Origin of the sequence: Lacticaseibacillus songhuajiangensis (assembly GCF_003946025.1) — a bacterium.
GTDB lineage: Bacteria > Bacillota > Bacilli > Lactobacillales > Lactobacillaceae > Lacticaseibacillus > Lacticaseibacillus songhuajiangensis.
On the sequence record NZ_RHNR01000046.1, the window covers coordinates 1 to 21776 of the forward strand.

Consider the following 21776-nt stretch of genomic DNA (forward strand, 5'->3'; position numbering starts at 1 on the left):
AAAGTACTGCTGTATTTGATCATAAGAAAAGCCCCACAATTATTAGATTCTTCGTCTAACAATTCTAGGGCACTTCATGCAGCCAGAGAAACGCAAACAGGCACCGCCCGAAGGCGCTGCCTGTCCGCTCACTATTTGTTTGTTGTGGCTATAGTTCACGCCGCGCACTGCCGCGACGTGTCCTGCACACCTATGGCTTTTGCCTGACTACGCCCCTATTTCGCAGCCAAACGCTGGTACAAATCCACAATTTCGCCCGCGAGATCGCGGAAGGTAATCGCGTTCATGATGTGGTCCTGTGCGTGCACCATTAGTAAGCTAACCGGCACATGGTTTCCCTGTGCCTCCTGCGTCAGCATGCCGGTTTGCGCGTTGTGCGCGTCGACCATGAAGCCGTCTGCTTCTTTCAGCTTAGCCGTGGCAGTGTCAAAATCGCCAGCCTTGGCGGCCCGGATGGCTTCAACAGAAGCCCCCTTGGCGTTACCACCGGCCATAATCAAGTTCATAATCGTCAGTTCGTTTGTTTCGTCTGCCATTGCTTTGCCTCTCCTTACTTAATCAGAGCCAGTGCGTCTTCAAGCACCTTCTCGCCGTTCATCAAACCGTAATCGCGCATGTCGATTACCGCAACTGGGCAATCTGCCTGCTTCTCAAAGTCCGCCAACATGTAGCGCACCTGTGGTCCGAGCATCAGGACGTCTGGGTGCTCGCTAGCAAGCTTGTTGTCCGCATCCGCAGCGGCAGTAGCAAAAATTTCGACATCTTCGCCCTTGTCCGTTGCAGCCTTTTGCATCTTGTTCACCAGCAAACTGGTGGACATCCCTGCGGAACATGCCAACATAATCTTCTTAGCCATAGTGTGTAACCTCCGTTAATCCCTGCCGCGTCTAGGCGCGGACTTCTGCAGTATTCTAACTATCTGTTTAAGCTTCGCGCAGTTCAAAAGTCATCCACGGGGTGATGCTGCTCAGCAGCGCCAAGTCGGCGTCCGTGATGTGGCCTACGCGGTTGCGGCGCCCGTCATTCGGCATGTCGCTAAGCACAATCTGCAACTCGCCCTTGTAGCGGCCGTAGTCGTTGTTCACCACAAGCACATCACCGCGGTGTAAGTCGCCATCATTATCGTGTGCCGGAATGTCGGCCTTGCTGTAGCGCACCCGCGGAATCGTCGAGCGCAACAGGTAGGCTGAAGCATCCCCACGGTAAAGGTGACTGCCGTCGATCCCATCGAGGACGATGGCGCGCTCCACGTCATTGAGCTTGCTCCCCAGTTCCACGGTCAAGCGGGGATTGCTGGCGTTGAAACTGTCGGCGCAAGCCTTAAGTTCAGCCTCGCTGGCTGGGGCGTTGCCAATAATCACGTCGTCCACCATGCCGGTCAGTAGCAGGTGCTGCACCTGGGTGGCAATTGGCCGTTCGCGGTCACTTTCCATGCTTGGCAGGCCTTCACTCACCGGCCAGGGACCGTAGGGTGCGCCCGCCGCCGTAACGAAGGCAGCCGTGTGCAGGTTGTTTTCACGGTACGGTGCGGAATACTGAACAAAGTAATCGTCGGCCAGGCCGGTGTACTTCTGGGGATAGAAGTTGTGGCAGCCCAGCAGATTGTCCGTGTTTGGGTGGTAACTCATGATGCTGGCGAGGTAGTTCGTCCCCGCAGACATGTTGATTTCAATTTTGAGGCCGTAGGGATTGCGGGTCATCCGCGCTTCCTCGGCGCCGGAGAAGCCCTTGTCAAGACGCAGGCCCCAGACGCCCAGGTCGTGGAAGAAGTGCAAGTCGTCGTGACTCACCCCCAGGTCCTTGAATAGGTCGGGGTTAATGTCGACGATGGTCTTGAACCCCAACTTGTTTGCCGCAGCAATTGTCGCCTTGAAGCGGGCCAGTTTGTCTTCGCCCGCCTCCCCGTGCAGCTGCAAAAGTGAGGTGAAGATGCGCTTGTAGCCGTATTTGGCGGCCAGTTCCATGTACTGCTGATCTTCAACCAGTGTCGTCTGATCTGGATAAACCGAAATTCCTAGTTGTCGCATGATATCTCCTATCTCTTAGCTGAGGTCACTGCTCCGGGTACTGTAGTCTTGCGCCATGGCCTGAGCCATTTTCTTAAAGCGGCGCTTGCGCAGCCACCCCAGGGCAAAAGACGTCACCCGGTTATTCGCGTTCACCGTGCCGTTAGCGCCCGTCACCTGCTCCGTATAATGGAGCAGAGTCTGATCGCCAGCGGCTTTCACGTCGTAGCCCACCGTGTATTGATTGCGGCCCGTGTCAATCGCATAGGCATACACACCAGCAGGCAGGTAATCCGTGACGGTGAAGCGGCCAAAAGTCCCGTTCGCAAACTTCTTGCGGTAAGTGAAGCGCGGCAATTGGCGCGCAGTGAGCCCCTTTTTGGTTTGCTGATTAATATCGTAAAGTGCGGACTCGACCAATCGCTCAAAGAAGTAGTCGGCTGGTACGTCCAGTGTCATGTTGATGTCCATGCTTAGTCCTCCTCTGCGTGTTGCGGCTTTTTGTTCGACTTATCTTTGCGATGGCGCACCAGCTGCAAGGCGGCAAGGCCCGCAATCGCCAGACCGTTCAGGAGCATTGTCCCGGCCAGCGGCTGCTTGAGGTTATTGCTAAACATGATGAGCAGCAAGCCCACACTTAAAACCACTAACCAATTTTTGCTTGTCATGCTTTTCATCATGTCCTCCTTGCGCAATGCGCTTCAGTAATGAACAAGTGCCGGTGCGTGAGCGCCAGCTACTTGTCTAGATATTAATCTTTAGATGGTTTCTGGCTTCACCCGGTTAGCTGCCTTAACGAATGGCAGGTAAATCAGGAAGCCAATAATCCCGTTGAAAATTTGTAGAATTGGTGCCCGCCAGTCCAGTGTTGCCACCAGTGAGTTCATGATTGGTGGCATGGACCAAACGATGTTGGCCTTAATCGGTGATACCCAGCCAAACTGCAGGGCGAAGTAAGCGATGGTGACCATCACCACTGGTGCCAGCAGGAATGGGATGAAGTAGATTGGGTCGAGCACGATTGGCATCCCGAACATCACGGGTTCGTTAATGTTGAAGAAACCAGGTGCGATGGCCATTTTGGCCACGGCCCGCTGATCGTCACGCTTGGAGAAGAAGAGAATGGCCAGCAGCAGGAGCAATGTTGAACCGGCCCCACCAATCCAGGCGTAGAGGTCAAAGGCGTTACGGGTCCAGGTGTATGGAAGCACCTTGCCCTGGGCGAAGGCGTTAATGTTGGCAACCTGTGCGGTCAGCCAAATCCCGTCGAGGACTGGGCCAAGCACGTTGGTCCCGTGCAGACCGAAGAACCAGAAAACCTGCACAAGCACGGTCATGAGCAGCACGGCCCCGTAACCTTGGGACATGTGCAGCAGTGGTTCCTGAATCGTCTTGGAAATCAATTCGATAATGGTAGTGCCACCGTATGTCGTGATGGCCCAGGTAATCACACCAGAAACGTAGAAGGCAACGGACGCTGGGATAATCCCGGTGAAGGCCTTCGCCACTGCAGGTGGAACGGAGTCTGGCATCTTGATGGTGATGTTCTTCTTCATGAACCAGATGTAGATGGCAGAAGCCACGGCACCCATGATCATGACGGTGAAGAAACCGGCAGCACCGAAGTAGGCGTTAAAGTTGAAGAAGCCCCAACCGGAGATGCTGTTGTTCGCAACGGCTGCCCCACCCTGAGTGATGGTGGCAACGTCAGCCTTGGACAACGCTTTGCTCAGCGCAATGGTGTAACCTTGTGGCAAAGTCATCAGGAAGGTCCCGAGAGTAACAATCCCCCCGGTAATCGGTTCAACCTTGTACTGGACGGCCAGCTGGTAACCAAAGGTGAAGGCGAAGATCAGACCCAAGATGGCCAGAGAACCAGTCCAAACTTGACTGTTAATCCCAATCAACCACTGCATTGAGTTGACGAAGCCGGTCCAACCAAAGCGGGTTGGCAGGTCACGGACCAGGGCGTTCAGGACGGTCGCAATCGACCCGGCCATGGTGGCAGGCATAATGGCAATGAAGGCGTCACGCAGGGCGACGAGCCAACGGATGGATCCAATTTTGCTGGCAATAGGCACGAGGTGCTTATTCAGCCACTCAATAAATGAATTCATGAATGATTCACGTTCCTCTCCAAAATAGTAACAAGTTAATCAACCGTTTCTTACTCACGGTAGAATAATTTCCGTTTTATCTATCCAAGTGATTAGCGCGCTTAATCAATTGGTATGACCCAATTATAGCGCTTACATTCATTTTGTCGCGTGGTTCAACCGTTTTCACAAGTTTACTTGGGCGACTGGCGGGGTTGTCTACCTCTGATGAACAAGTGCTCATGCCTTGCCCATGCCGCATCACAACAGCTTTTATGAGAACTTTTGCTGATCGTTGGCCTGCCATATGCCTGTTTTGGGCTATTTTGCCATGCATATTTTCGCCTTAATAATTGGTTTGGAACGGCTATTCGGCACATTAAGTGCGTGTAATCGCATAACGGCGGTTATTTATCGATGCATAAACAGCCATTTTATGGTGATTATCCTAGTGGTATAGAACCAATTTTCACTTCTTACAACGCCGAAAACTGGGCATTTTGGGCGGCGAAAATCGCTAAATTTGCCTAATGTTGGTCAAAATGAATAGAATTGGTTCTCTTTCAAAATAATATGTATATACACATTTGTTTATTTTGGACAAATTCGCCTTATCTGGACAGCAAAAGACCCAAGCTGCCATGTTGCTAGCTTGGGTCGAGGTGTCATTAGTCTTCATTCTGCACGAGCTTCTGCAGCAATCTCGTCAGTTGTTGCCGCTCGGTCGCATTCAGCCCTGCCAGCAGCTGATCTGAGCTCGCCTGTTCGAACGCATGCAGGCGTGGATACAGCGCCTGTGCCTTAGCCGTGGGAAACACGCGGCGCAGGCGCTTGTCCGTATCATCGCTGCGCAGCGCCAAGTAGCCTTCCCCCACCAGTTTCTTGACCGTGCGAAAAGCCGTGGTGCGGTCAATCTGCACCGAATCCGCCAGCGCGCCCAAATACATGCCCGGTTGCTCGCACACCCGAATCACGTAAATGAAGCCATTGCTGGCCAAGCCCAGTTCCCGAAACTCAGCATTACTCTTAATCTGAATTAAGCGGGTGACCGCTCCGATATCGCGAATAATCTCAAACATGATTCGTCCTCCTGCATCTTAATTTAGCATCAACTCATTGCATTTGCAATTTAATCATGCTAAGGTAGTCAACATTAATTGCAAACGCAATGAATTTCAGGAGGCCCCCATGTCCGCTTTTCTCATGTTCATTCTGATTATGTCCTTCACACCCGGTCCCAACACCATCATGGCGATGGTATCCGGCCAGCAAAAAGGTATCACCCGCTCTCTCGCACTGAACTTCGGGATGCTGTGCGGCTTCGCCATCATCGGCGGCGCCCTCATGTTCGGCACCACTTGGCTCGCGAACGCGCCAGCCGTGATGACTGGCCTCAAGGTCATCGGCAGTGCTTACCTACTCTACTTGAGCTACCACGTGTTTGTGAGTCGCCCCGAAAGCGCGGCCAGTGCGGTCGGTGGCTTCACCACCGGCCTGCTGCTGCAAGTGACCAACGTGAAGGTGTACCTCTACTTCATCACCGGGCTCACTGCCTTCCACCTCACCGGTGTTTTGGCTAATCCTTGGTCCAAATGGCTCTTCATGGTACTCATTGGCAGCGTCGGGACAGTCACCTGGACAATCGCTGGTAGCCTCATTAACGCCTTCTATCAAAAGCACTTCCGCCTGGTGAACACGATTGTGGCCTTGTTGCTAATCTACGCAACGGTTGACCTGTGGCTCTAGCAAATAGATCAGAAAGGAAATTAGCATGGAACAATACTTAATCGATCCGCAGCAAACACAGCTGCAAACAACCGTCATTAGCAGCACGGCGACGACCGTACAGTTTGCCGCGACCATCATTTACCCCGGTGGTGGCGGCCAGCCACTTGATTCTGCCGTCATTGTGCAGGGCAATCACCGCTATCAAGTCTTGGCCGCCGAGCGCACCGCCACTGGCATTCGCTACACCCTTGACCGGCCACTCGCCGAGCCGTCCTTGCCGGTCACCCAAATCATCGCTGGGGCTGTCCGGACGCGCAACACCCGCTACCACACGCTGCTCCACCTCATCGCCGGTCTCGCTGCTCGCGAATACGGTTGCGTGGTGACCAGCAATCAGATTCTGAGCGACCACGCCCGCATTGAACTGCAATTCCCCACCCATGCGGCCAAGCTCGCGTTTCCACTGGCCGATTTCACTGCCACGGTGAGTGCCGCGATTACAGCAAACCACAGCGTGAGCGCACGCATTGTCGACCGCGACGCTCTCCAAAATGAGCAGGAAGAGGTGCGTACCCTCGTCAGCCTCATCCCCGCCGCGGTCAATCAAGTGCGCCTAGTCAAAATTACGGGCGTGGACGAAGAGGCCTGCGCCGGCACCCACGTTGCCAGCACCCGTCAAATTGGGGCCATCACCCTCAAGGCCAAGAGCAAGGGACCGCTGAAACTGCGGCTCCAGGCTGTGCTGACAGATTCCGCGAATGCCGACTGATCCCGCCAGTTTGTATACACAGACAGCAGATTGTATACTTATTTTTGGTAAGCAATCAGTATACTAGTTTCCAGAGTATTCATTACAGAACAATGGAGGCTAATGATGATGCGTAACATTCTAATTCTTGGCGCTAGCGGGCAGGTTGCGGCCCACGCTCGGCGGGCATTACTCGCGGAAACGGACAATCAACTGACGCTGTTCGTTCGGCATCCAGAGAAACTGGGTGCCGTTGACCCCTTGCGTGAAAAAGTCGTGGTTGGCGACGCGCTGAGTTTGGCCGACCTCTTTCGCGCGATGGCGGGTGTGGATCTGGTCTACGCAAACCTGGGCGGCGAAGACATCGAATTCCAGTCTGCAAACGTCGTAACGGCGATGCTGCAACTGCACATTCCGCGCTTGATTTGGATTTCCACCCTTGGCATTTACGACGAAGTGCCCGGCGAGTTTGGCCGCTACAACAAGGCTTACCTCGGCAAGGGCGGCGACCACAGTTACCTGGAGACCTACCGCCGCGCCGCCCTCACAGTGAGTGAAAGCGACCTGGACAGCACTATTTTGCGGCCGGCTTGGCTCACTAACCGCGACGACGTGGACTACGAGCTCACCGACAAGGGCGAGCCCTTCAAGGGCACAGTCGTCTCGCGGCGCAGCGTTGGCGAACTGGTTGCCCGCATCATTCAGAATCCCGACGCGTACGTCGACCGCTCGCTGGGCGTCAGCAAGCCGCACACCGCCGGCGACCGGCCGCGCCTTTACGCCTAGATAAGGACAGATCAGTGAACACAGATGAGACTTTTGCAACGGCGCTCCGGCAGCTCAGTACGCAGCGCCGCTTTGATGAGATTACGATTGAAGACATCCTGCAGCGCGCGGGCTATAGTCGGCGCACCTTCTATCAGCACTTTAGGGACAAGTACGACCTGCTCGGTTACAGTTACCGGCAAGGACTAGACGCACTGCGCAAGAGCGACTGCCGCTGGCCGGACATCATCGCCAGCATTTTCCAGCTCGTACACGACGACGCTGACTTTTACACGCACGTCCTCCAAACTGACCGCGAGCACACGCTGGAAGACTTCTTCTGCGCGCAAAATTCGGCCTTCATTCACGACGCCATTCGTCGCCGCGATCCGGTCAAGTACGCCAGCGATCCCGACATCAACTTCAGCATCCAATTCTTCTGCGCCGGCCTGAGCAAAAGTCTGCTCGACTGGCTGCAAGCGGGGATGCCCCTGCCGGTGGCGGTAATTGCGCAGCAGGTGTGTGACCAGATGGCGCCGGAACTGCGGGCAATCCTGCTGTGAGGATTACCGGAAGATAAGCTGAATACAAACGAAAACAGGTCAGCCTCCCGCTGCGGAGACTGACCTGCTTTTAGTTGACCCTGGTCTTGCTAACCGCAAAGCCAAAATGCGGCATATCGATGCCATAATAATGTTTGCTAATTTTCCCGCGGACCAACATCCCGTTGCGGATGGCGACGTTCATCGACGCCAGATTATTATCGCGAATAATGGACCACACTTCGCTAACGTGCAGGTGGGTGAAGGCATAGTCTTTCGCCCCGCGCGCAGCTTCAATGGCATAACCCTGATGCCAGTAGTCACGCTGCAACAGGTAGCCAATCTCCACGACTTGCTGGCCGTCAAAATCTTGCATCGTCAGACCGCACTGCCCGATGAACTGACCGTCCGTTTTGCGGATTAGCGCCCATAAACCAAACCCGTCTTCGCGGTAACGCCGCTGCTGATTCGCCAGCCATGCACTGCACTCGGCATCTGTAAACGCGTGCGCGTAGGCATACATCGCCTTTTCGTCTTGCAGCGTGCGCTTTAACGCCGGCAAATCCGCGGCGGTTAGTTCACGCACCTGCAAGCGCTTGGTTTCGTATATGGTCATCGGCAGTTCCTCCTCAATGTCAATCAATATCGCGAACGTCGCGTAGATTCTTAGTTTACCACGACGATGTGCCGACGATAAAAATCTCCGCATGCCAATCGGGCTGCACCAGTCGCAGATGTTTAACCGGCGGTGTATAATGAGGCAAAACGTAAGGAGGCATCCCCATGCCCGCAAAACCACTCTCTGAATACGAAGATGACATCCCCGCAGTCGCAGCGCTGCTCGCCGCCCAACCGCAGATGCAGGCGTTCTTCAACGCCCTTACGCCCGGCTACCAGCGCGAATGGGCGCGCTTCATCTTTGGCACTGCCAGCGACGCCACCAAGCAACGGCACATTGACAAGATGCTGGCAGTTTTCGCTGCCGGTTACAAATCCAAGCGCGCATACGACTCGCGCGGCAAATAAGATCAAGCACAAAGACGCCCCGTCAAAATCCAGAACGGATTCAGATGGGGCGCCTTTTTTTATAATTTATACTTAGTTAGCTGCCTACAAGTACTTTCCAGTAATCGATTGCACGCTTGGACTTGTAGCCAGCGGCGAGTTTGGTCGCAATCTTCTTATCATTAAAGAAGGCCACCGCCGCCTCCACGGTCATCTGCATCATGTCGACAGTGTTGCGCCACACCCAGTAACCTCCGAGTGTGCGCCGCGTAAAATGTTCAGTTACTGGAACCTGTGAATGCTCAGCTTCTGAACGGGTCACTCCGCTCTGTGCCAGGACTCCGCATGCAGCATCCACGTTACCCCGTACTTGTCGGTGAACTGCCCCATCTTGCCGCCCCAGAACTGCTCGGCGTACGGCATCGTGACGGTAACGGCGTCATGTTCTTGCAGGCGCGCCCACAGGTCATCGGCGGCTTGCGCACTTTCCGGATCATCCGCATTCACGTCCAGTTGCAGGACAATCTGCTGCTTGGCTGGTGCTGCGGCGCCGTTGAACGCATCCGCACACTGGATTTCTGCACCCAGTACGGTAAAGCTGGCGTGCATCGTCAGGTCATCCAGGTTGACGTCCGCGGGGATGCCAAACATTTTGGCTTGCTCCGGTTTGGGGCTGATGCGCAGAATGTTCGTCGCGCCAAAGGCGTCTGCGTAATAAGCCAGAGCCGCTTTCGTGTTCGGATAAGCGATATACGGTAACAACTTCGTTTGCATGACAATCACTCCTCGCTGTTGGTTTCACCATCATGAGCGTTTGCGCAAGCGCTGTCAATGCGAATAATAACATCAACGGCTTTTGCTGCAGCGACTCTTTAGCGCCAGCGTGCCTACTTGCGCAAATACATCCGTGTGTACACGACCTGTGACAGAACCCCGAAAACAATGGTACCGGCAACCAGCCACACGGCGGCAATGATGGCGGTATGCGTGCTGACGGCGGCTGCCGAATTCAGCAATCCGCGCGCCGTGTTCACAATCGGCGTCATTGGCTGGTGGTTGGCGAAGATCCGCACAAGCTTGGCCATCCCCGCCGTCGGCATCAGCGCCGAACTGACGAACAGCAGCATCAGCAAAATGTAAGAGAAACTGCCCGCCGAAGCGTAATTATCCGCCTTGAGGGAAAACGGCACCGCCAGTAAGGTGATGGCCAGGCCGAACAGGAGGGACAGCCCCCAGAAGCCCATGAAGGCGCCGAACGTTGCGTGCACCCGGTAGCCCATCGCAATGCCAACGAGGAAGACGCATAGTTCCGCGAGCAGCATAAAAATCACGGAGGCTAGCACGTGTGAACCGAGAATCACCCAGCGGCGAATCGGCAGCGAGTGCAGGCGGCTGAGGAACCCCGTCGTTTGGTCAGTGTTGATGCGCAGTGAGGTGTACGCCGAGCCCATCGCCATCGTCAGGAGCAGAAAGCCGGGCAAAGAGTAACGTAGGTAAGCGCTCGTACTCATCGCGCCGCTGGCCGTGGCGATGTTGCCGCCGAGAATGTAGACGAAGAACAACAACATGAACACCGGCATCGCAATCACCGTGATGATGGTGTCAGCGTTGGTTAAGTTCTGGCGCACGATCCGCCGGGTTAAGGCAAAAAGTTGTTTAAGCGACGTCATGATGGGCCTCCTGATCGGTGACGCTGAGGAAAATGGACTCCAAATCCGCCTCGTCGCGCTGGTAAGCTGTGACTTCCACGTTACTATTCAGCAGCGTTTGCAACCCGCGTGCCGCAACGGTGTGGTCGAAGGTGAAGCGCGTGTCGTGCTGGGCAAAATCCAATCCGGCAGCCGTCAGTGATTGCACCGCATCTGCGACCTGCACTGGCGCCACGCTTGCCGTGTAGGTTTCACGCACGCGCTGTTTAATCTGCGCCGGTGTCCCTACCTTCACGATACGCCCGCCGGCGATGAACGCAATGTGGTCAGACAAAGCGTCCGCTTCGTCGAGATACTGAGTGGTCAAAAATACGGTCTTCCCAGCATCACGCAATTCACGGATAATCTGCCAGAGTTCGAGGCGGTTTTTCGGGTCGACCCCCGTCGTCGGTTCATCCAGAAAAATCAGCTCTGGGTCACCCAGTAGCGACATCGCAATGTCCAGCCGCCGCTTCATCCCGCCAGAGTAGGTTTTGACCTTGCGCTGCAGGAAAGTAGTCATCCCCAGCCGCTGCGCCAGGTTGTCAATGGCCGCGTTCGCGTTGGGGATGCCGCGCAACTGGGCAATCAGGCGCAGGTTGTCGGCACCACTGAACTCCTCGTCCAGCGTCATCGACTGGGCATTGAGACTGATTTGCTCCCGCACCTGCTTGCCCTTGCTCTGTGGGTCCAGACCCAGAATGCGCACCGTGCCCGCATCCGCGCGGGACAACGTGGCCAGAATGTTGATCAACGTACTTTTACCCGCCCCGTTTTCACCTAGTAAGGTAAATATTTCCCCGCGGTCCGCGCTAAGGGTGACGCCCTTGAGAACGGCCAGCTTACCGAAGCTTTTCTGGACGTTATGCACTTCAATTGCCTGCATTTTGCGCCTCCTGGACCTGCGTGCGCAGCTTTTTTTCAATCTTGGTCATCCACAAATCGTCTGGGTACTGCGCCAGAATGTTGTCCGCAAATTCCACTGGGTCATCCCCAATCACCTGACCGACCGGCACCCCTTCAGCGGCACTCTCCTGAAACATGTGCAAAATGCCTTCGAGCGCGTCCATAATGTTGCCATTGGCGGCAAAATTCCAGATGTACTTGTCCAGTGCCGTCAGCGTGTCCGCGTAAGGTTTTGGCAGCGCCGCGATGTCGCGCAGGTACTGCCGGTAGCGTTTCTTGTCACCAATCAGTTTGTTGAACATGTTTGTCATCTTAATTCTCCTTTAACTTGGTCATCGTCGTGGTCAGGAAATCCCACTTCTGCCAAAATTCATCGAGGTACGTCTGTCCAGCCGCGTTCAAACGGTAGAACTTGCGCGGCGGGCCCATCTCCGACTTACGCCGCTCAACGTCGAGCAAGCCTTTGCGTTCTAGTCGCAGCAGCACCGTGTACACGGTGCCCTCGACAATGTCTTCAAAGCCCAAATCGACGAGGTAGCTCGTGATTTCGTATCCGTAAGTCTCGCCCTTACTGATGTGCTGCAGGACGATGCCTTCCAGGGCGCCCTTGAGCAATTCTGTTAAGCCCTTCATGTTTTGCCTCCTTACCTTGTGATACTAGGTAGTCTATCTAAAGTGACGCGCAATTGACTGCGCGGTGTTCACTACTCTGTATTGCTTAGTACCACTACATAGTAACGGCAGGTAGTGCTTGCGTCAATACTTTTTCGCAAAAAAATGGGCAACACGCTAGCGTGCTCCCCAAAGTTGCTATTTCATCTTGCTCGTTTCCACTGCCAGCCGGTACCGCGCCATCGCAGCCACCAACTCCAGCGGCAACTCACGGTCGTCCGGCAGCTGCAACGCCCCTTTGCTGTGCGGGTACGCAGCGACTTCTTGGGCAAAATGCGCCATGCCGTCCGCTCCGGGATAGATGCCGATATGCGCCTTGAAGGCGGCAAAATGAATCAGGTTATGCCCTTGCCAGAACGTCGGCATGCCGTAACTAATCTTCTCAGTTGCGTCTGGCAACTCGGCACGCAAAGTCGCGTAGACTGCCCGCAACCGTTCCTGCTTAGCTGGCGCCGCCGCTGCAATGTAATCGTCAATCACGCTCATGGCCGTCCCACCTTTCACTACTTGAGCAAACTATCTAAATCGAGTTTGAGCACCCAATCGGCGTGAAAGCCAAGCTGGGCACTGCGGTACTTCGCAGACGCTGATTCAAAGAGAACGTACAGGTCCGAGCCACTCGCCACAATCTGTTCGAGGTATGGTGGCATGCTGACACTCTGCAGCGTGTCGTCTGCGTCAAAGTCCAGCCACTGCTTTTGCCCGTCATTATCGAAGGTAAGCAGCTTAGACGACTGCTTACCAAAGGATTGTGAAAATAAGATTTTACCCTTGTAGAAACTAACACCTTGCAGTTGGCGTCCGGTGCTGTAGGTTGCGCGGTGGGCGCCGGAGCCACGCAACTGGGTGCGGGTGGCACTCGTGACTTGTGGCAACCCCTTTTTGGTCATTGGAAAAGTCAGAAAACTCCCCTGATCACTCGCGTCAAAGTAGCCAACGTAGAGCGCGCTGCTGTGGTAAGTCAAAAACGACGCCCGCGCAATCTGCGGCAGGGTCACGACCTTGTCGAGCTTGGTGGGTCGCTTGCTAACGGCAAAATCACTCTTATTCAGTGTTGCTTGTGAGTAAGCCGACAAGCTGGCGTGGCCGGACGCTGTCTCCGTGGTCACCCACAGGCGCTTGCTGACAGTGTCGTAAGCGAGGCCGCCGACGTGCGAGTTGTTCGGGAGCACGATTTGCTTCACGAATCCCCCGGTTTTCTTGTCCAGCAGGTAGAGAACTGAATTATACTTTTTATCCCGACTATAGGCCGAAATAATCACGTACTTGCTGGTCACCGCCAGGCCCTGCGGATCCATCTTCTTGCTCTCGCCCAGCCTGCGCGTCGTTCCCACCTTGACACTGCGGGTCTGCGCCAACCCTGGAATCACGTAGGTTTCGGGCTTGGCATCGTGGTCAAAAGACTTTTGCAGCTGCGGGTACTTAGTAATCAAACTATCATAGAATTGGTGTTTACTCGTCATCACCGGGTTGATGTTTGTTCCAGCAACTTGTACCGTCTTCTGCGGATTATCAAGCACCTTGTGCGGGCCACTGCTTTGCGCCCGGCACCCCCACAGGCTCAGCAACACAACCAGTGCGGCCCCACCACGCCGCCATATCTTCTTCATCACGTATTCCTCCATATTTGCAAGTATACACGTTTACGGCGCCGTCACATAACAAAACTCAAACCCGGTGTACGCTATTCATGGCTTCCATCCTCGGCCAATAATCCGGACGTCAAAACGCCCTGCCGCGCCTTCAGTGCACTGATATTCCCCTCATAATCCTGCGCATAAATTCCGGCAAACAACAGGTTGAGCAGATAGTCCGTCGCCAGTTGTGAGGCAATCGTCCCAATCTTCATGAAGTCGAACTCATCGCCCGCTGCCTCCAGACAAACTGTGCTCAATTGTGCCAGCACCGATTCTGGACGACCAGTAACCAAGATAATCGGCACCCCACGACCGCGCAGATAGCGGACAATGTTCTCATACTCACGACTGCGTCCCCGGTAACTGACCATTAGCACACAATCTTCCTTGCGCACATTGGTCGTATTCCAATTGCCCTCACCAAACTGGTCAGCCAGTACCGGGTAGCAGTCGATTTTGCTGAGTTTGTTGGCAAAGCCCTGCACACTAACCGCTCGGTCACCATGTCCGTATAGCACAATTCGCCGCGCGTGTATCAACAAGTGCACCGCCTTAACCAATTCCGGCATGGCCAGGCGCTGCCCAGTCGCCTTGATAGTGTCCAGACTCAGTTGTGTCATCTTGGCAGTCGTTTCACGCAGCGTATCCGCAGCCTGGAAGGGAAAATTCGCGTCATCTGCATGCACCGGTGTGGCACTGAGCTCTTGCACTAGGGCAACGGTGAATGCGCGGTAGCCGCTAAAGCCAAGTTTCTGGCACAGACGAATCACCGCGGCGTGCGAGCAGTGCGCCCGGGCGGCAAGTGCTTGCGCCGTCAATTCTGCAACTTCCTGCGGTGCCGCGAGAATCACTTCCGCAAGTGTCTCATCCGTTGGCGTGAAATTGACCTGAGCGCGTAATTTTTCGGCAATGAGCATCTCTTAAACCTCCATTTGAACATTTTGTTCAATTATACATCCGCATCTGAACATTACCGCAAACAATCTGACCAGCCCGCAGGCAAAGGTCCCAGAATGTTGGTCTGCCTGCTATGCTAGCGATGTTGAAAGATAAAATGCATCCACAGGAGGTCATCATAATGAAGTTAGCAATCATCGGGGCAGGCAAAATTGTTCACGATTTTCTCACCATCACCCGCACCATTCCCAACCTTGAGCTCATCGCCATCGCGGGCACGCCACGTGACGCGGACGTGCTCCAACAGTTGCAACAACAGTACGGCATCACACGGACGTACACTGATAGCACCGCGGCCATCAATGATGCTGATGCTGACACCGTCTACGTGGCCGTGCCGAACACTCTGCATTTTGTCATCAGTAAGCAGGCCTTGCTGGCGGGTAAGCATGTCATTTGCGAAAAGCCTTTTGTCGCCAGTCGCGCCGAGGCCGAAGAACTAGAACAACTCGCCCAGTCGCGGGGACGCATTCTGGTGGAAGCCATCACGAACCAGTACCTCGAGAACTTCGCCGGCATCCAGGATGCGCTTCAGCATACTGGCACCACGCGCATTGCCGAATTCAACTACTCACAGTATTCTTCGCGCTACGACGCCTTCCGCGCTGGCACCGTGTTGCCCGCCTTCGACCCGGCCAAGAGTGGCGGCGCACTGATGGATCTGAACATCTACAACATTCATCTGGCGGTTGGCCTCTTCGGTAAGCCGCAGTCCGTCAACTACATGCCAAACATTCAGCGTGGCGTCGACACTTCAGGCGTGCTCGTGCTCGGCTACCCGGACATGCAGTGTGTTTGCATCGCTGCCAAGGACGCGGGTGCACCGGTGCGCAGCGTGCTGGAAGGTGAAGACGGCACCGTCATCATCGACGGCCCGACCAACGAGCTTCAGCAATTCGAACTGCAAAAGCGCGGCGGCGCGGCCCAGACGTTCCGCCTGAATCAGCACGACCACCGTATGATTGCTGAATTCACCCGCTTTAGCAAAATGATTGCGGATAATGACACAGTTGCCGCTAAGCAGGCTTTTGCGCACAGCGTTGCGGTGCTTGATGTGCTGGAACAGGCACGTGCCGGTCTCAACACTGCCAAATAGCAACAACATCAAGTCATCAAAAGACCGCCCGCTGGTGTATCCGGCAGGCGGCCTTTTTGATAATCGCTAGTGACTCGTCAGCTTAATCCCGACAATGCCCACGAACAGAAAGCCGACGAACACCCAAGTCAGCGGACTGATCCGGTCGCCAAACAAAATCACGCCGACCAGCACACTACCCACCGCGCCAATTCCCGTCCACACGGGGTACGCAATGCTCATCGGCAAACGTCGCGTCGCCTCCGCCAGAAACACAAAGCTAAGCACCATCCCCAGCACCGTCAGCGCCGCAAACCCGAGTTTGTGGAAGCCATCACTCAGCTTCATGAAGGTCGCCCACACCACTTCCAGTAGCCCTGCCAATGTTAAATAAAGCCATGCCATGATCAATCAATCTCCTTAAAATACAAAACACCGCCCCACACATCCTATTAAGCCTTAAGGATGTGGGGACGGTGCGCTGCCCGGCGGCAGAAGAATTACCTTGGTGTTAACATAGCACGCGCCGGCGCAACGGGTCAACTGCACATTCACCGTCACTATTGCGCGACAGATAACAACATTCTGGCTCCGCGTGTACAAAATCCTAAATGTTCGATTAAAATCACAGCTGATACCGCTATTTTGCCCACAGCTTATGAATTTTCAGGTAACATTAACAAAACGGGTTGTATTAATTTATTGACATCGTGTATCACGGTATCATTATACATTGCATTAATTTGGAGGACGTCATGAAGTACACAGGGTTGGGAGTCGCGGCGCTACTTGTCTTGGTTCTGGCGGGGTGCGCCAGCAAGCAGGCAACGCACGTGGCCACGCAGGATCAGAAACTACTGAAGGCAGAAAAGAAACAATTTGCCCACGTTAAGTTACATAAAACGAGCCATTCGGTGCGGGTGCTGGTGCCCCAGACGGCCGACCGTAAAAATTACGTCAGCGCCGCCGCTTACGCCAAGCTCGCCCAGGCGCAGGTTAAGCACCCCCAGCGGCAAACAGCCTACGTGACCTTCACCGCCGAGAAGACGCAGCGCCACTACGATTTCATCACACCGACCATCAGCGTCTACCAAACAAGCGGCGAGAAGACGAAACTGGTCAAGACTAAGCAGCTGCCCGGCCTCAACGTTGAGCGCACGACCGCCAAAACGCAGCGCATTGCCGACCTAGCGCGCTCCGCCCGGCAGCTCAGCGCCCTCAACTACCACGCCCTCGCTAAAGCGGTGGCGCACAAAAACTACAGCCCAGCGCAACTACGCCAGGCGCGCGCGCTCCGCTTCCTGAAAAACGACCAGGCAACGAACTTCAAACTCTCCGCGGACACGCTGACCATCTATCTGGCGAAGAACGCGCTGGGGCTGAAGGAAGTGGCACTGCCCCTCAGCGAAGTCGGCGGCTACCTGACCCAGTTGCCCAAGTCCGCGGCCACTGCCAGCAAGAAGAAGGTCATCGCTCTCACCTTCGATGACGGGCCCAACCCGAAAACGACACCGCAGATTCTCAAAATTCTGCAGCAAGAACACGTCAAGGCGACCTTCTTCATGTTGGGTAAGAGCGTCGCCATGGATCCAAAACTGGCGCGCGCGGTCGTGGATGCCGGCCAAGAAGTCGGCACGCACACCTACGACCACCAGAACCTGGCAACCATGAACCCCGCAGCGGCGCTCCAGGAAGTGACCACCGCTGCCGATAATTTGTACGCGGCCACCGGCGAGCTGCCAACACTGATGCGCCCGCCTTACGGTGCCGTCAACATGGCGCACGATAATCGTATCACCCTGCCGGCCATTCAGTGGTCGATTGACTCCGAGGACTGGCGTGTGCACGCACCGGCGCCAATCATCGCCCGCGTCAACGCCGCGGTCAATCCCGGCGGCATCATCCTGATGCATGACATCCACCCACAAACGGTGGCCGCACTGCCAACCGTCATCAAGTCACTGAAGGCCAAAGGCTACAGCTTCGCCACCGTCACCGAGCTACTCGGCGGCAGCTTGCTGCCACAGGAGCAATACTTCGGAGTCGGCGATCACCGGGCAATTTAATTTTCAGTATTTTTAGGCATAGTAAAAGGCTGACACAGCGTCCGCGCGGAATTTCCGCAGGTCGTTGCGTCAGCCTTTTTTGCTTGTTAATCGTGCGCGGCCGGCCGTTTAGAAGAATAAACTGACAAGTGCCAGCAGGCCTGGCAATGCCTGGATCAGGAGAATTTTGCGCGTTGCCGTGCAGCCACCGTAGATGCCGACGACCAGAACAAACGCACTGAGCAGGCGCGCGGTGATGATTTGGCCGCTGCCGCTGAGGACGAACAGACTGAGTAAAAGCAACACGCCGAGCATGCCGTTGTAAATACCCTGGTTCTTAAGCGCGGTCTGGGCTTCCGGCTTGTGCACGAAGTCGGGTGCCATATCGAAGCTCTTGGCCTGGGTATCCGGGGATGCGAACATCTCCAGGCCCATGATGCCAAGATGCAAGACACCAAGTAGAGCGATAAGGATGATGCTGATGATGGACATGGTTACTCCTCCAAAATGTGGCGGTGGCGCAGTTGTTGGGAACGGTGCTGTCTGCCACCAAGTATTGACCGATTATAAAACAAAAGTGCAGGCTATTAAAGGCCCGCACTTTCTGATAGACATTGACTTGTGTTTGGTGATGAATAACTACTTAAGAATTAGGCTGAGATCCATTTTAAGTGGATTAGTCTTCGGTGCGTACCGCTTCACAACCTCGCCGTCGGCTGTCACCAGGAACTTGGTGAAGTTCCACTTGATGTTATCGCCCAGCGTGCCTTTTGCCTGCGCCTTGAGGTAGTCGAAGAGCGGTAGTGCATTGGCACCATTGACCTCGCAGATAGCATGCATCGGGAAACTAACGCCATAGGTCATGCGGCAAGCTTCCGCGGCCTTGGCGCTGTCATCCAGCTCCTGGTGGAACTGATCGGACGGGAAGCCAAGCACGATGAGACCATCGTCCTTGTGCTGTTCGTAGAGTTGCTCCAGCTGTTCAAACTGCGGGGCAAAACCGCACTTGGTGGCCGTGTTGACGATGATGAGGGGATGGCCGCGGTACTTGGACATTGAGTAGGTGTCGCCAGACTCGGTGGTGACGGTGTAATCGTAAATGGACATGGCTGGTACCTCCGTTGTGCTTTTGGCTTATCCTACAACAAACACGGCGGTAATTCACGGGTGCGCGGCAAAATTTATTAATTCTGTGGTGTAAGGGACATCTCCGCAAATATGCTATACTGCAACAACAATCATGCTGAGGAGGAACGGTCATGCAAGATCAAGAATGGTCATTCACAGGCGCCAGTGTTGCGCTTGATAACACTGATACGATCTACGTCAAAAAGCCTTACGTTTATCTGCGCCTGGAAGGCTACCATCAAAAATATCGGACAGGAAATTACGGCGACATCCTAACGGAATATGAATCTTTTGATCACGTCATTATTGGCATCGACCACCGCGTTAACGAGGACCGGGCGGCGCTATCCGGCTTGGTGATGGGGGATGACCTGCAAGCCTATATCGCGGAATCGCGGGCAGAAGACGCCAAGTTCAAACCCACCGATGTCATGACTAATGATGCGATTGCGCAGCTCGTAATTCATTACGAAGACGCGCAAAACGATAAGCTCTTCTTCGTTCCCTGGTCGGATGGCGAATGGAACCGCTGGCAGACTGAATACACCAATGATCATGGCGATTTATTGATTGTAATTAACCGCGATAATGATGAAGCGTGGCTGGCTAATCAGCACGATTTGCTGGAAGAATTTAAACGCAACGGTGACTGGATGGCATATTAGTTGTGTGGAACAAAAAAGCGGTTCTCCGATGAGCGCGGAGAACTGCTTTTTCAGATATCGCCCGAGGCGCGCGATGCCAGGCGTGATTATTACTCAATTATTTGTGTTCGTTTCACGCTAGTCGCGCGACTCACGGTTACCCACGCTTCCCGTACTCTTCTTCAATCGCTGCGATTTCTGCCTTGTGCTGGGCAACGATTTTGTCCAGGATAGCAAATGCTACGCCCCAGATTTCGTAGATAACGAAAACCAGTAATAAGAACAATATGAAATTCATGTATTTGACTCCTAAATTAGATGCTGCACGGTAATGTGCACCAGTATGAATAATACCATTCACTCTAGTAGTGCGTCTCGAGGTTACCCACGCTTCCCGTATTCTTTCTCAATGGCCGCAATTTCTGCGTTGTGATGGTCAACGAGCTTGTCCATGATGTTAAATGCTACGCCCCAGATTTCGTAGAGAACAAAAACAACTAACAAGAAAAGTACAAAATTCATATCTCTACCTCCTAGATTGGATGCCCAACCGAACTTCAACCGATTCAAAATCGGATTGATTCCCCTGATATTCAGGGAACAAAGAGCATGTGCAACGTGTGCGCTCCCCTCAACCGGATCACCCCTGCTTTTGCAGGGAATACATAGCAGTCGTCCTTACGACCAAGTTCCGTAAGAATCAGGTTTTACTTTACAGCACACGCACGTGTTTTTTCGCAATTACTTACGTTTCTAATTATAGTCCTCGCAACATCGCGGGGGTACTAGTTTCTCGCTGAAATAGCTAACACCTAATCTCGGATCGAATCCTTCTATTTTGAACGGACTTTTTTAAAAATCTCCGAGGCCGTTTTTGGCCGTAACTGCTCAAAAAGCGATTATTTTGGGCCAAAAAAGGGTGTTTCTGTACCCGTTTGTGACGTAATGCGACGAAAAATTTAAAACGAGTTGCGAACAAAATAGCGCACAAAACTGTGACTAAGGTCTGCGAATATGGGGATTTCAAAAATAATTGACCATCTAAAAAATCAGTACCATAACTCGTGAGAAAACAAATTATCACAGATTTCATGTGTACTGATTGAAGCACTGCCCACAAATCCTACTCCTACGCCAATCGCGGGACACTCAAATGTTAGTATGCCACCCCATCATTCGAACATTTGCGAAGCGCACGCAGATCTACGTTTAGCTTCGCACCGTCAAATTGCGATTTTGCGAAAACGACATAGGACATATTTTTAAATAGGTGTGGTTTTGCCTCAGTTTTTCGCTCTCAAACCGCGGTCTGACAAAGTCTAACGTGATTTTTCGTGACAAATTTGCACATATTTAAAAATATGTCCTATATCAAATGTCGAATTTCGCAATTTCGCGGGGAATTGCGAAACGCTCATGGACTTGCATCGGGCAAACGGCTATTAGCAATCGCCCTTTATGAAAGTAATAGTCGTTGTGAATATAATTCTCCACGGTCCGAGTATAATTGATACTATTAGTGCGCGTACTAGAGTATCAAAATGCTCATAATCAAATAAACTTGAGTCAGTATTTTAAAGGGCCCTTTTCCTAGCAAAAGGAGATCATGAAGATATGATGATGGTATTTAATCTTGTTGCTGATACTCCAAAAAAAGTGAGTATCACATTCAATTTGATAACTCAGAAGCAATGGCAACAGTAATCAAACGTGATATGAAATATTCATTTCATGGTACTAAATCGCCAATGTTTTCCAATGAATTTATTGAGCAACTTGTGAGAGGAACTTTTAACATTGAAAAAGCTCCTCAACGGTTTACTTACGGGGTCGGCTAATGGAACAGCGCCAACTAGCGTTTAAATCTGGATATACAAGTAGGCACCGTACGGAATCCTGAATTTAAGATTCTGACCAGTGCCTACTTGCATCTGTGAAGCCATTATTGCAACGCAGAGAATGCCATTTGCTAGATAGTGGCTGGTGAATTAGCCCTAACTTTCAGGCAAATCCGCGATAACTTTGTAATCAATCTTCACCGCAGTCTTATTCTTTTTCCCTGGTTTAAAATCGAAGTGCAACACCTGATAAAGCAGACCAATTTGCACAAAAAGGTCATGAAGACCTATTCTTG

The 21776-nt window shown here is 53.5% G+C and carries 30 protein-coding genes; 8 read left to right on the top strand and 22 right to left on the bottom strand.

Features of this window, described 5'->3' with window-relative positions; translation table 11 throughout:
* Positions 1 to 215: 215 nt before the first annotated feature.
* The 7 genes from EKM97_RS09860 to EKM97_RS09890 all read right to left on the bottom strand — a co-directional run bounded on the left by EKM97_RS09860 (position 216) and on the right by EKM97_RS09890 (position 5181).
* The gene (locus EKM97_RS09860) at positions 216 to 536 is read right to left on the bottom strand and encodes a PTS lactose/cellobiose transporter subunit IIA (RefSeq protein WP_125572242.1); all 321 of its coding nucleotides are present in this window, start codon (positions 534 to 536) and stop codon (positions 216 to 218) included.
* A gap of 14 nt (positions 537 to 550) precedes the next feature.
* Positions 551 to 856, bottom strand: coding sequence for a PTS sugar transporter subunit IIB (locus EKM97_RS09865; protein WP_125572243.1), 306 nt, complete (start codon positions 854 to 856; stop codon positions 551 to 553).
* A 67-nt stretch (positions 857 to 923) separates the two neighbouring features.
* Positions 924 to 2027 (bottom strand): DUF871 domain-containing protein, encoded by a 1104-nt coding sequence (locus tag EKM97_RS09870; RefSeq protein WP_125572244.1) that lies wholly within the window; start codon positions 2025 to 2027, stop codon positions 924 to 926.
* Positions 2028 to 2042: 15 nt separating this feature from the next.
* The gene (locus EKM97_RS09875) at positions 2043 to 2477 is read right to left on the bottom strand and encodes a DUF3284 domain-containing protein (RefSeq protein ID WP_125572245.1); all 435 of its coding nucleotides are present in this window, start codon (positions 2475 to 2477) and stop codon (positions 2043 to 2045) included.
* A gap of 2 nt (positions 2478 to 2479) precedes the next feature.
* Positions 2480 to 2674, bottom strand: coding sequence for a hypothetical protein (locus EKM97_RS09880; RefSeq protein ID WP_125572246.1), 195 nt, complete (start codon positions 2672 to 2674; stop codon positions 2480 to 2482).
* 90 nt (positions 2675 to 2764) lie between these two features.
* Positions 2765 to 4123 (bottom strand): PTS sugar transporter subunit IIC, encoded by a 1359-nt coding sequence (locus EKM97_RS09885; RefSeq protein WP_125572247.1) that lies wholly within the window; start codon positions 4121 to 4123, stop codon positions 2765 to 2767.
* Positions 4124 to 4770: 647 nt separating this feature from the next.
* Positions 4771 to 5181, bottom strand: a complete 411-nt coding sequence (locus EKM97_RS09890) for a MarR family winged helix-turn-helix transcriptional regulator (protein WP_125572248.1) — start codon at positions 5179 to 5181, stop codon at positions 4771 to 4773.
* Between the two features lie 109 nt (positions 5182 to 5290).
* On the opposite strand from EKM97_RS09890, the gene EKM97_RS09895 reads away from it, so the two are divergent.
* The 4 genes from EKM97_RS09895 to EKM97_RS09910 all read left to right on the top strand — a co-directional run bounded on the left by EKM97_RS09895 (position 5291) and on the right by EKM97_RS09910 (position 7906).
* Positions 5291 to 5848 (top strand): LysE family transporter, encoded by a 558-nt coding sequence (locus EKM97_RS09895; RefSeq protein ID WP_125572249.1) that lies wholly within the window; start codon positions 5291 to 5293, stop codon positions 5846 to 5848.
* Positions 5849 to 5873: 25 nt separating this feature from the next.
* Positions 5874 to 6599, top strand: coding sequence for an alanyl-tRNA editing protein (locus EKM97_RS09900; protein WP_125572250.1), 726 nt, complete (start codon positions 5874 to 5876; stop codon positions 6597 to 6599).
* Positions 6600 to 6707: 108 nt separating this feature from the next.
* Positions 6708 to 7364, top strand: coding sequence for an NAD(P)H-binding protein (locus EKM97_RS09905; protein WP_125572251.1), 657 nt, complete (start codon positions 6708 to 6710; stop codon positions 7362 to 7364).
* 14 nt (positions 7365 to 7378) lie between these two features.
* Positions 7379 to 7906, top strand: coding sequence for a TetR/AcrR family transcriptional regulator C-terminal domain-containing protein (locus EKM97_RS09910; protein WP_125572252.1), 528 nt, complete (start codon positions 7379 to 7381; stop codon positions 7904 to 7906).
* A 70-nt stretch (positions 7907 to 7976) separates the two neighbouring features.
* Here EKM97_RS09910 and EKM97_RS09915 read toward each other — a convergent pair whose 3' ends face one another.
* Positions 7977 to 8501 carry a GNAT family N-acetyltransferase gene (locus EKM97_RS09915; protein WP_125572253.1) on the bottom strand — a complete coding sequence of 175 codons (525 nt, stop codon included), beginning with the start codon at positions 8499 to 8501 and terminating at the stop codon, positions 7977 to 7979.
* A gap of 167 nt (positions 8502 to 8668) precedes the next feature.
* Between EKM97_RS09915 and EKM97_RS09920 the strand changes: the two genes are divergently transcribed.
* Positions 8669 to 8911, top strand: coding sequence for a YdeI/OmpD-associated family protein (locus EKM97_RS09920; protein ID WP_125572254.1), 243 nt, complete (start codon positions 8669 to 8671; stop codon positions 8909 to 8911).
* A 76-nt stretch (positions 8912 to 8987) separates the two neighbouring features.
* On the opposite strand, the gene EKM97_RS11985 is transcribed toward EKM97_RS09920, so the two are convergent.
* From EKM97_RS11985 to EKM97_RS09960, 9 genes are all read right to left on the bottom strand, one after another.
* Positions 8988 to 9134: a hypothetical protein gene (locus EKM97_RS11985; protein ID WP_164507518.1), complete on the bottom strand. Its 147-nt coding sequence runs from the start codon at positions 9132 to 9134 to the stop codon at positions 8988 to 8990.
* A 74-nt stretch (positions 9135 to 9208) separates the two neighbouring features.
* Positions 9209 to 9664 carry a VOC family protein gene (locus EKM97_RS09925; protein ID WP_125572255.1) on the bottom strand — a complete coding sequence of 152 codons (456 nt, stop codon included), beginning with the start codon at positions 9662 to 9664 and terminating at the stop codon, positions 9209 to 9211.
* 113 nt (positions 9665 to 9777) lie between these two features.
* Positions 9778 to 10560 (bottom strand): ABC transporter permease, encoded by a 783-nt coding sequence (locus EKM97_RS09930; protein ID WP_125572256.1) that lies wholly within the window; start codon positions 10558 to 10560, stop codon positions 9778 to 9780.
* Positions 10547 to 11464: an ABC transporter ATP-binding protein gene (locus tag EKM97_RS09935; protein WP_125572257.1), complete on the bottom strand. Its 918-nt coding sequence runs from the start codon at positions 11462 to 11464 to the stop codon at positions 10547 to 10549. Before EKM97_RS09935 ends, EKM97_RS09930 begins: the two co-directional genes overlap by 14 nt.
* On the bottom strand, positions 11451 to 11795 hold the full coding sequence (locus EKM97_RS09940; RefSeq protein ID WP_125572258.1) for a DUF1048 domain-containing protein: 345 nt from the start codon (positions 11793 to 11795) through the stop codon (positions 11451 to 11453). Before EKM97_RS09940 ends, EKM97_RS09935 begins: the two co-directional genes overlap by 14 nt.
* Before the next feature lies 1 nt (position 11796).
* Positions 11797 to 12117, bottom strand: coding sequence for a PadR family transcriptional regulator (locus EKM97_RS09945; RefSeq protein ID WP_125572259.1), 321 nt, complete (start codon positions 12115 to 12117; stop codon positions 11797 to 11799).
* Between the two features lie 177 nt (positions 12118 to 12294).
* Positions 12295 to 12642 carry an iron chaperone gene (locus EKM97_RS09950; protein ID WP_125572260.1) on the bottom strand — a complete coding sequence of 116 codons (348 nt, stop codon included), beginning with the start codon at positions 12640 to 12642 and terminating at the stop codon, positions 12295 to 12297.
* A gap of 17 nt (positions 12643 to 12659) precedes the next feature.
* On the bottom strand, positions 12660 to 13766 hold the full coding sequence (locus EKM97_RS09955; RefSeq protein ID WP_125572261.1) for a YncE family protein: 1107 nt from the start codon (positions 13764 to 13766) through the stop codon (positions 12660 to 12662).
* Between the two features lie 74 nt (positions 13767 to 13840).
* Positions 13841 to 14710 carry a MurR/RpiR family transcriptional regulator gene (locus tag EKM97_RS09960; RefSeq protein ID WP_125572262.1) on the bottom strand — a complete coding sequence of 290 codons (870 nt, stop codon included), beginning with the start codon at positions 14708 to 14710 and terminating at the stop codon, positions 13841 to 13843.
* 161 nt (positions 14711 to 14871) lie between these two features.
* Here EKM97_RS09960 and EKM97_RS09965 point away from each other — a divergent pair, with 161 nt between their 5' ends.
* Complete coding sequence (locus EKM97_RS09965; protein ID WP_125572263.1) at positions 14872 to 15846, top strand: Gfo/Idh/MocA family protein; 975 nt, start codon at positions 14872 to 14874, stop codon at positions 15844 to 15846.
* 66 nt (positions 15847 to 15912) lie between these two features.
* Here the strand turns inward: EKM97_RS09965 and EKM97_RS09970 are convergent, their stop codons facing one another.
* A complete protein-coding gene (locus EKM97_RS09970; protein ID WP_125572264.1) occupies positions 15913 to 16230 on the bottom strand; it encodes a DMT family transporter in 318 nt (105 codons plus the stop codon).
* Positions 16231 to 16580: 350 nt separating this feature from the next.
* Between EKM97_RS09970 and EKM97_RS09975 the strand changes: the two genes are divergently transcribed.
* Positions 16581 to 17891, top strand: coding sequence for a polysaccharide deacetylase family protein (locus EKM97_RS09975; protein ID WP_125572265.1), 1311 nt, complete (start codon positions 16581 to 16583; stop codon positions 17889 to 17891).
* 108 nt (positions 17892 to 17999) lie between these two features.
* Here EKM97_RS09975 and EKM97_RS09980 read toward each other — a convergent pair whose 3' ends face one another.
* Both EKM97_RS09980 and EKM97_RS09985 read right to left on the bottom strand, forming a co-directional pair.
* The gene (locus EKM97_RS09980; RefSeq protein WP_125572266.1) at positions 18000 to 18362 is read right to left on the bottom strand and encodes a DUF1304 domain-containing protein; all 363 of its coding nucleotides are present in this window, start codon (positions 18360 to 18362) and stop codon (positions 18000 to 18002) included.
* Positions 18363 to 18509: 147 nt separating this feature from the next.
* On the bottom strand, positions 18510 to 18977 hold the full coding sequence (locus tag EKM97_RS09985) for a glutathione peroxidase (protein WP_125572267.1): 468 nt from the start codon (positions 18975 to 18977) through the stop codon (positions 18510 to 18512).
* 152 nt (positions 18978 to 19129) lie between these two features.
* Between EKM97_RS09985 and EKM97_RS09990 the strand changes: the two genes are divergently transcribed.
* Positions 19130 to 19663, top strand: coding sequence for a hypothetical protein (locus EKM97_RS09990; RefSeq protein WP_125572268.1), 534 nt, complete (start codon positions 19130 to 19132; stop codon positions 19661 to 19663).
* A gap of 136 nt (positions 19664 to 19799) precedes the next feature.
* Here the strand turns inward: EKM97_RS09990 and EKM97_RS11990 are convergent, their stop codons facing one another.
* Both EKM97_RS11990 and EKM97_RS11995 read right to left on the bottom strand, forming a co-directional pair.
* On the bottom strand, positions 19800 to 19940 hold the full coding sequence (locus tag EKM97_RS11990; RefSeq protein WP_164507519.1) for a hypothetical protein: 141 nt from the start codon (positions 19938 to 19940) through the stop codon (positions 19800 to 19802).
* 83 nt (positions 19941 to 20023) lie between these two features.
* On the bottom strand, positions 20024 to 20164 hold the full coding sequence (locus tag EKM97_RS11995; RefSeq protein ID WP_164507520.1) for a hypothetical protein: 141 nt from the start codon (positions 20162 to 20164) through the stop codon (positions 20024 to 20026).
* Between the last annotated feature and the right edge of the window lie 1612 nt (positions 20165 to 21776).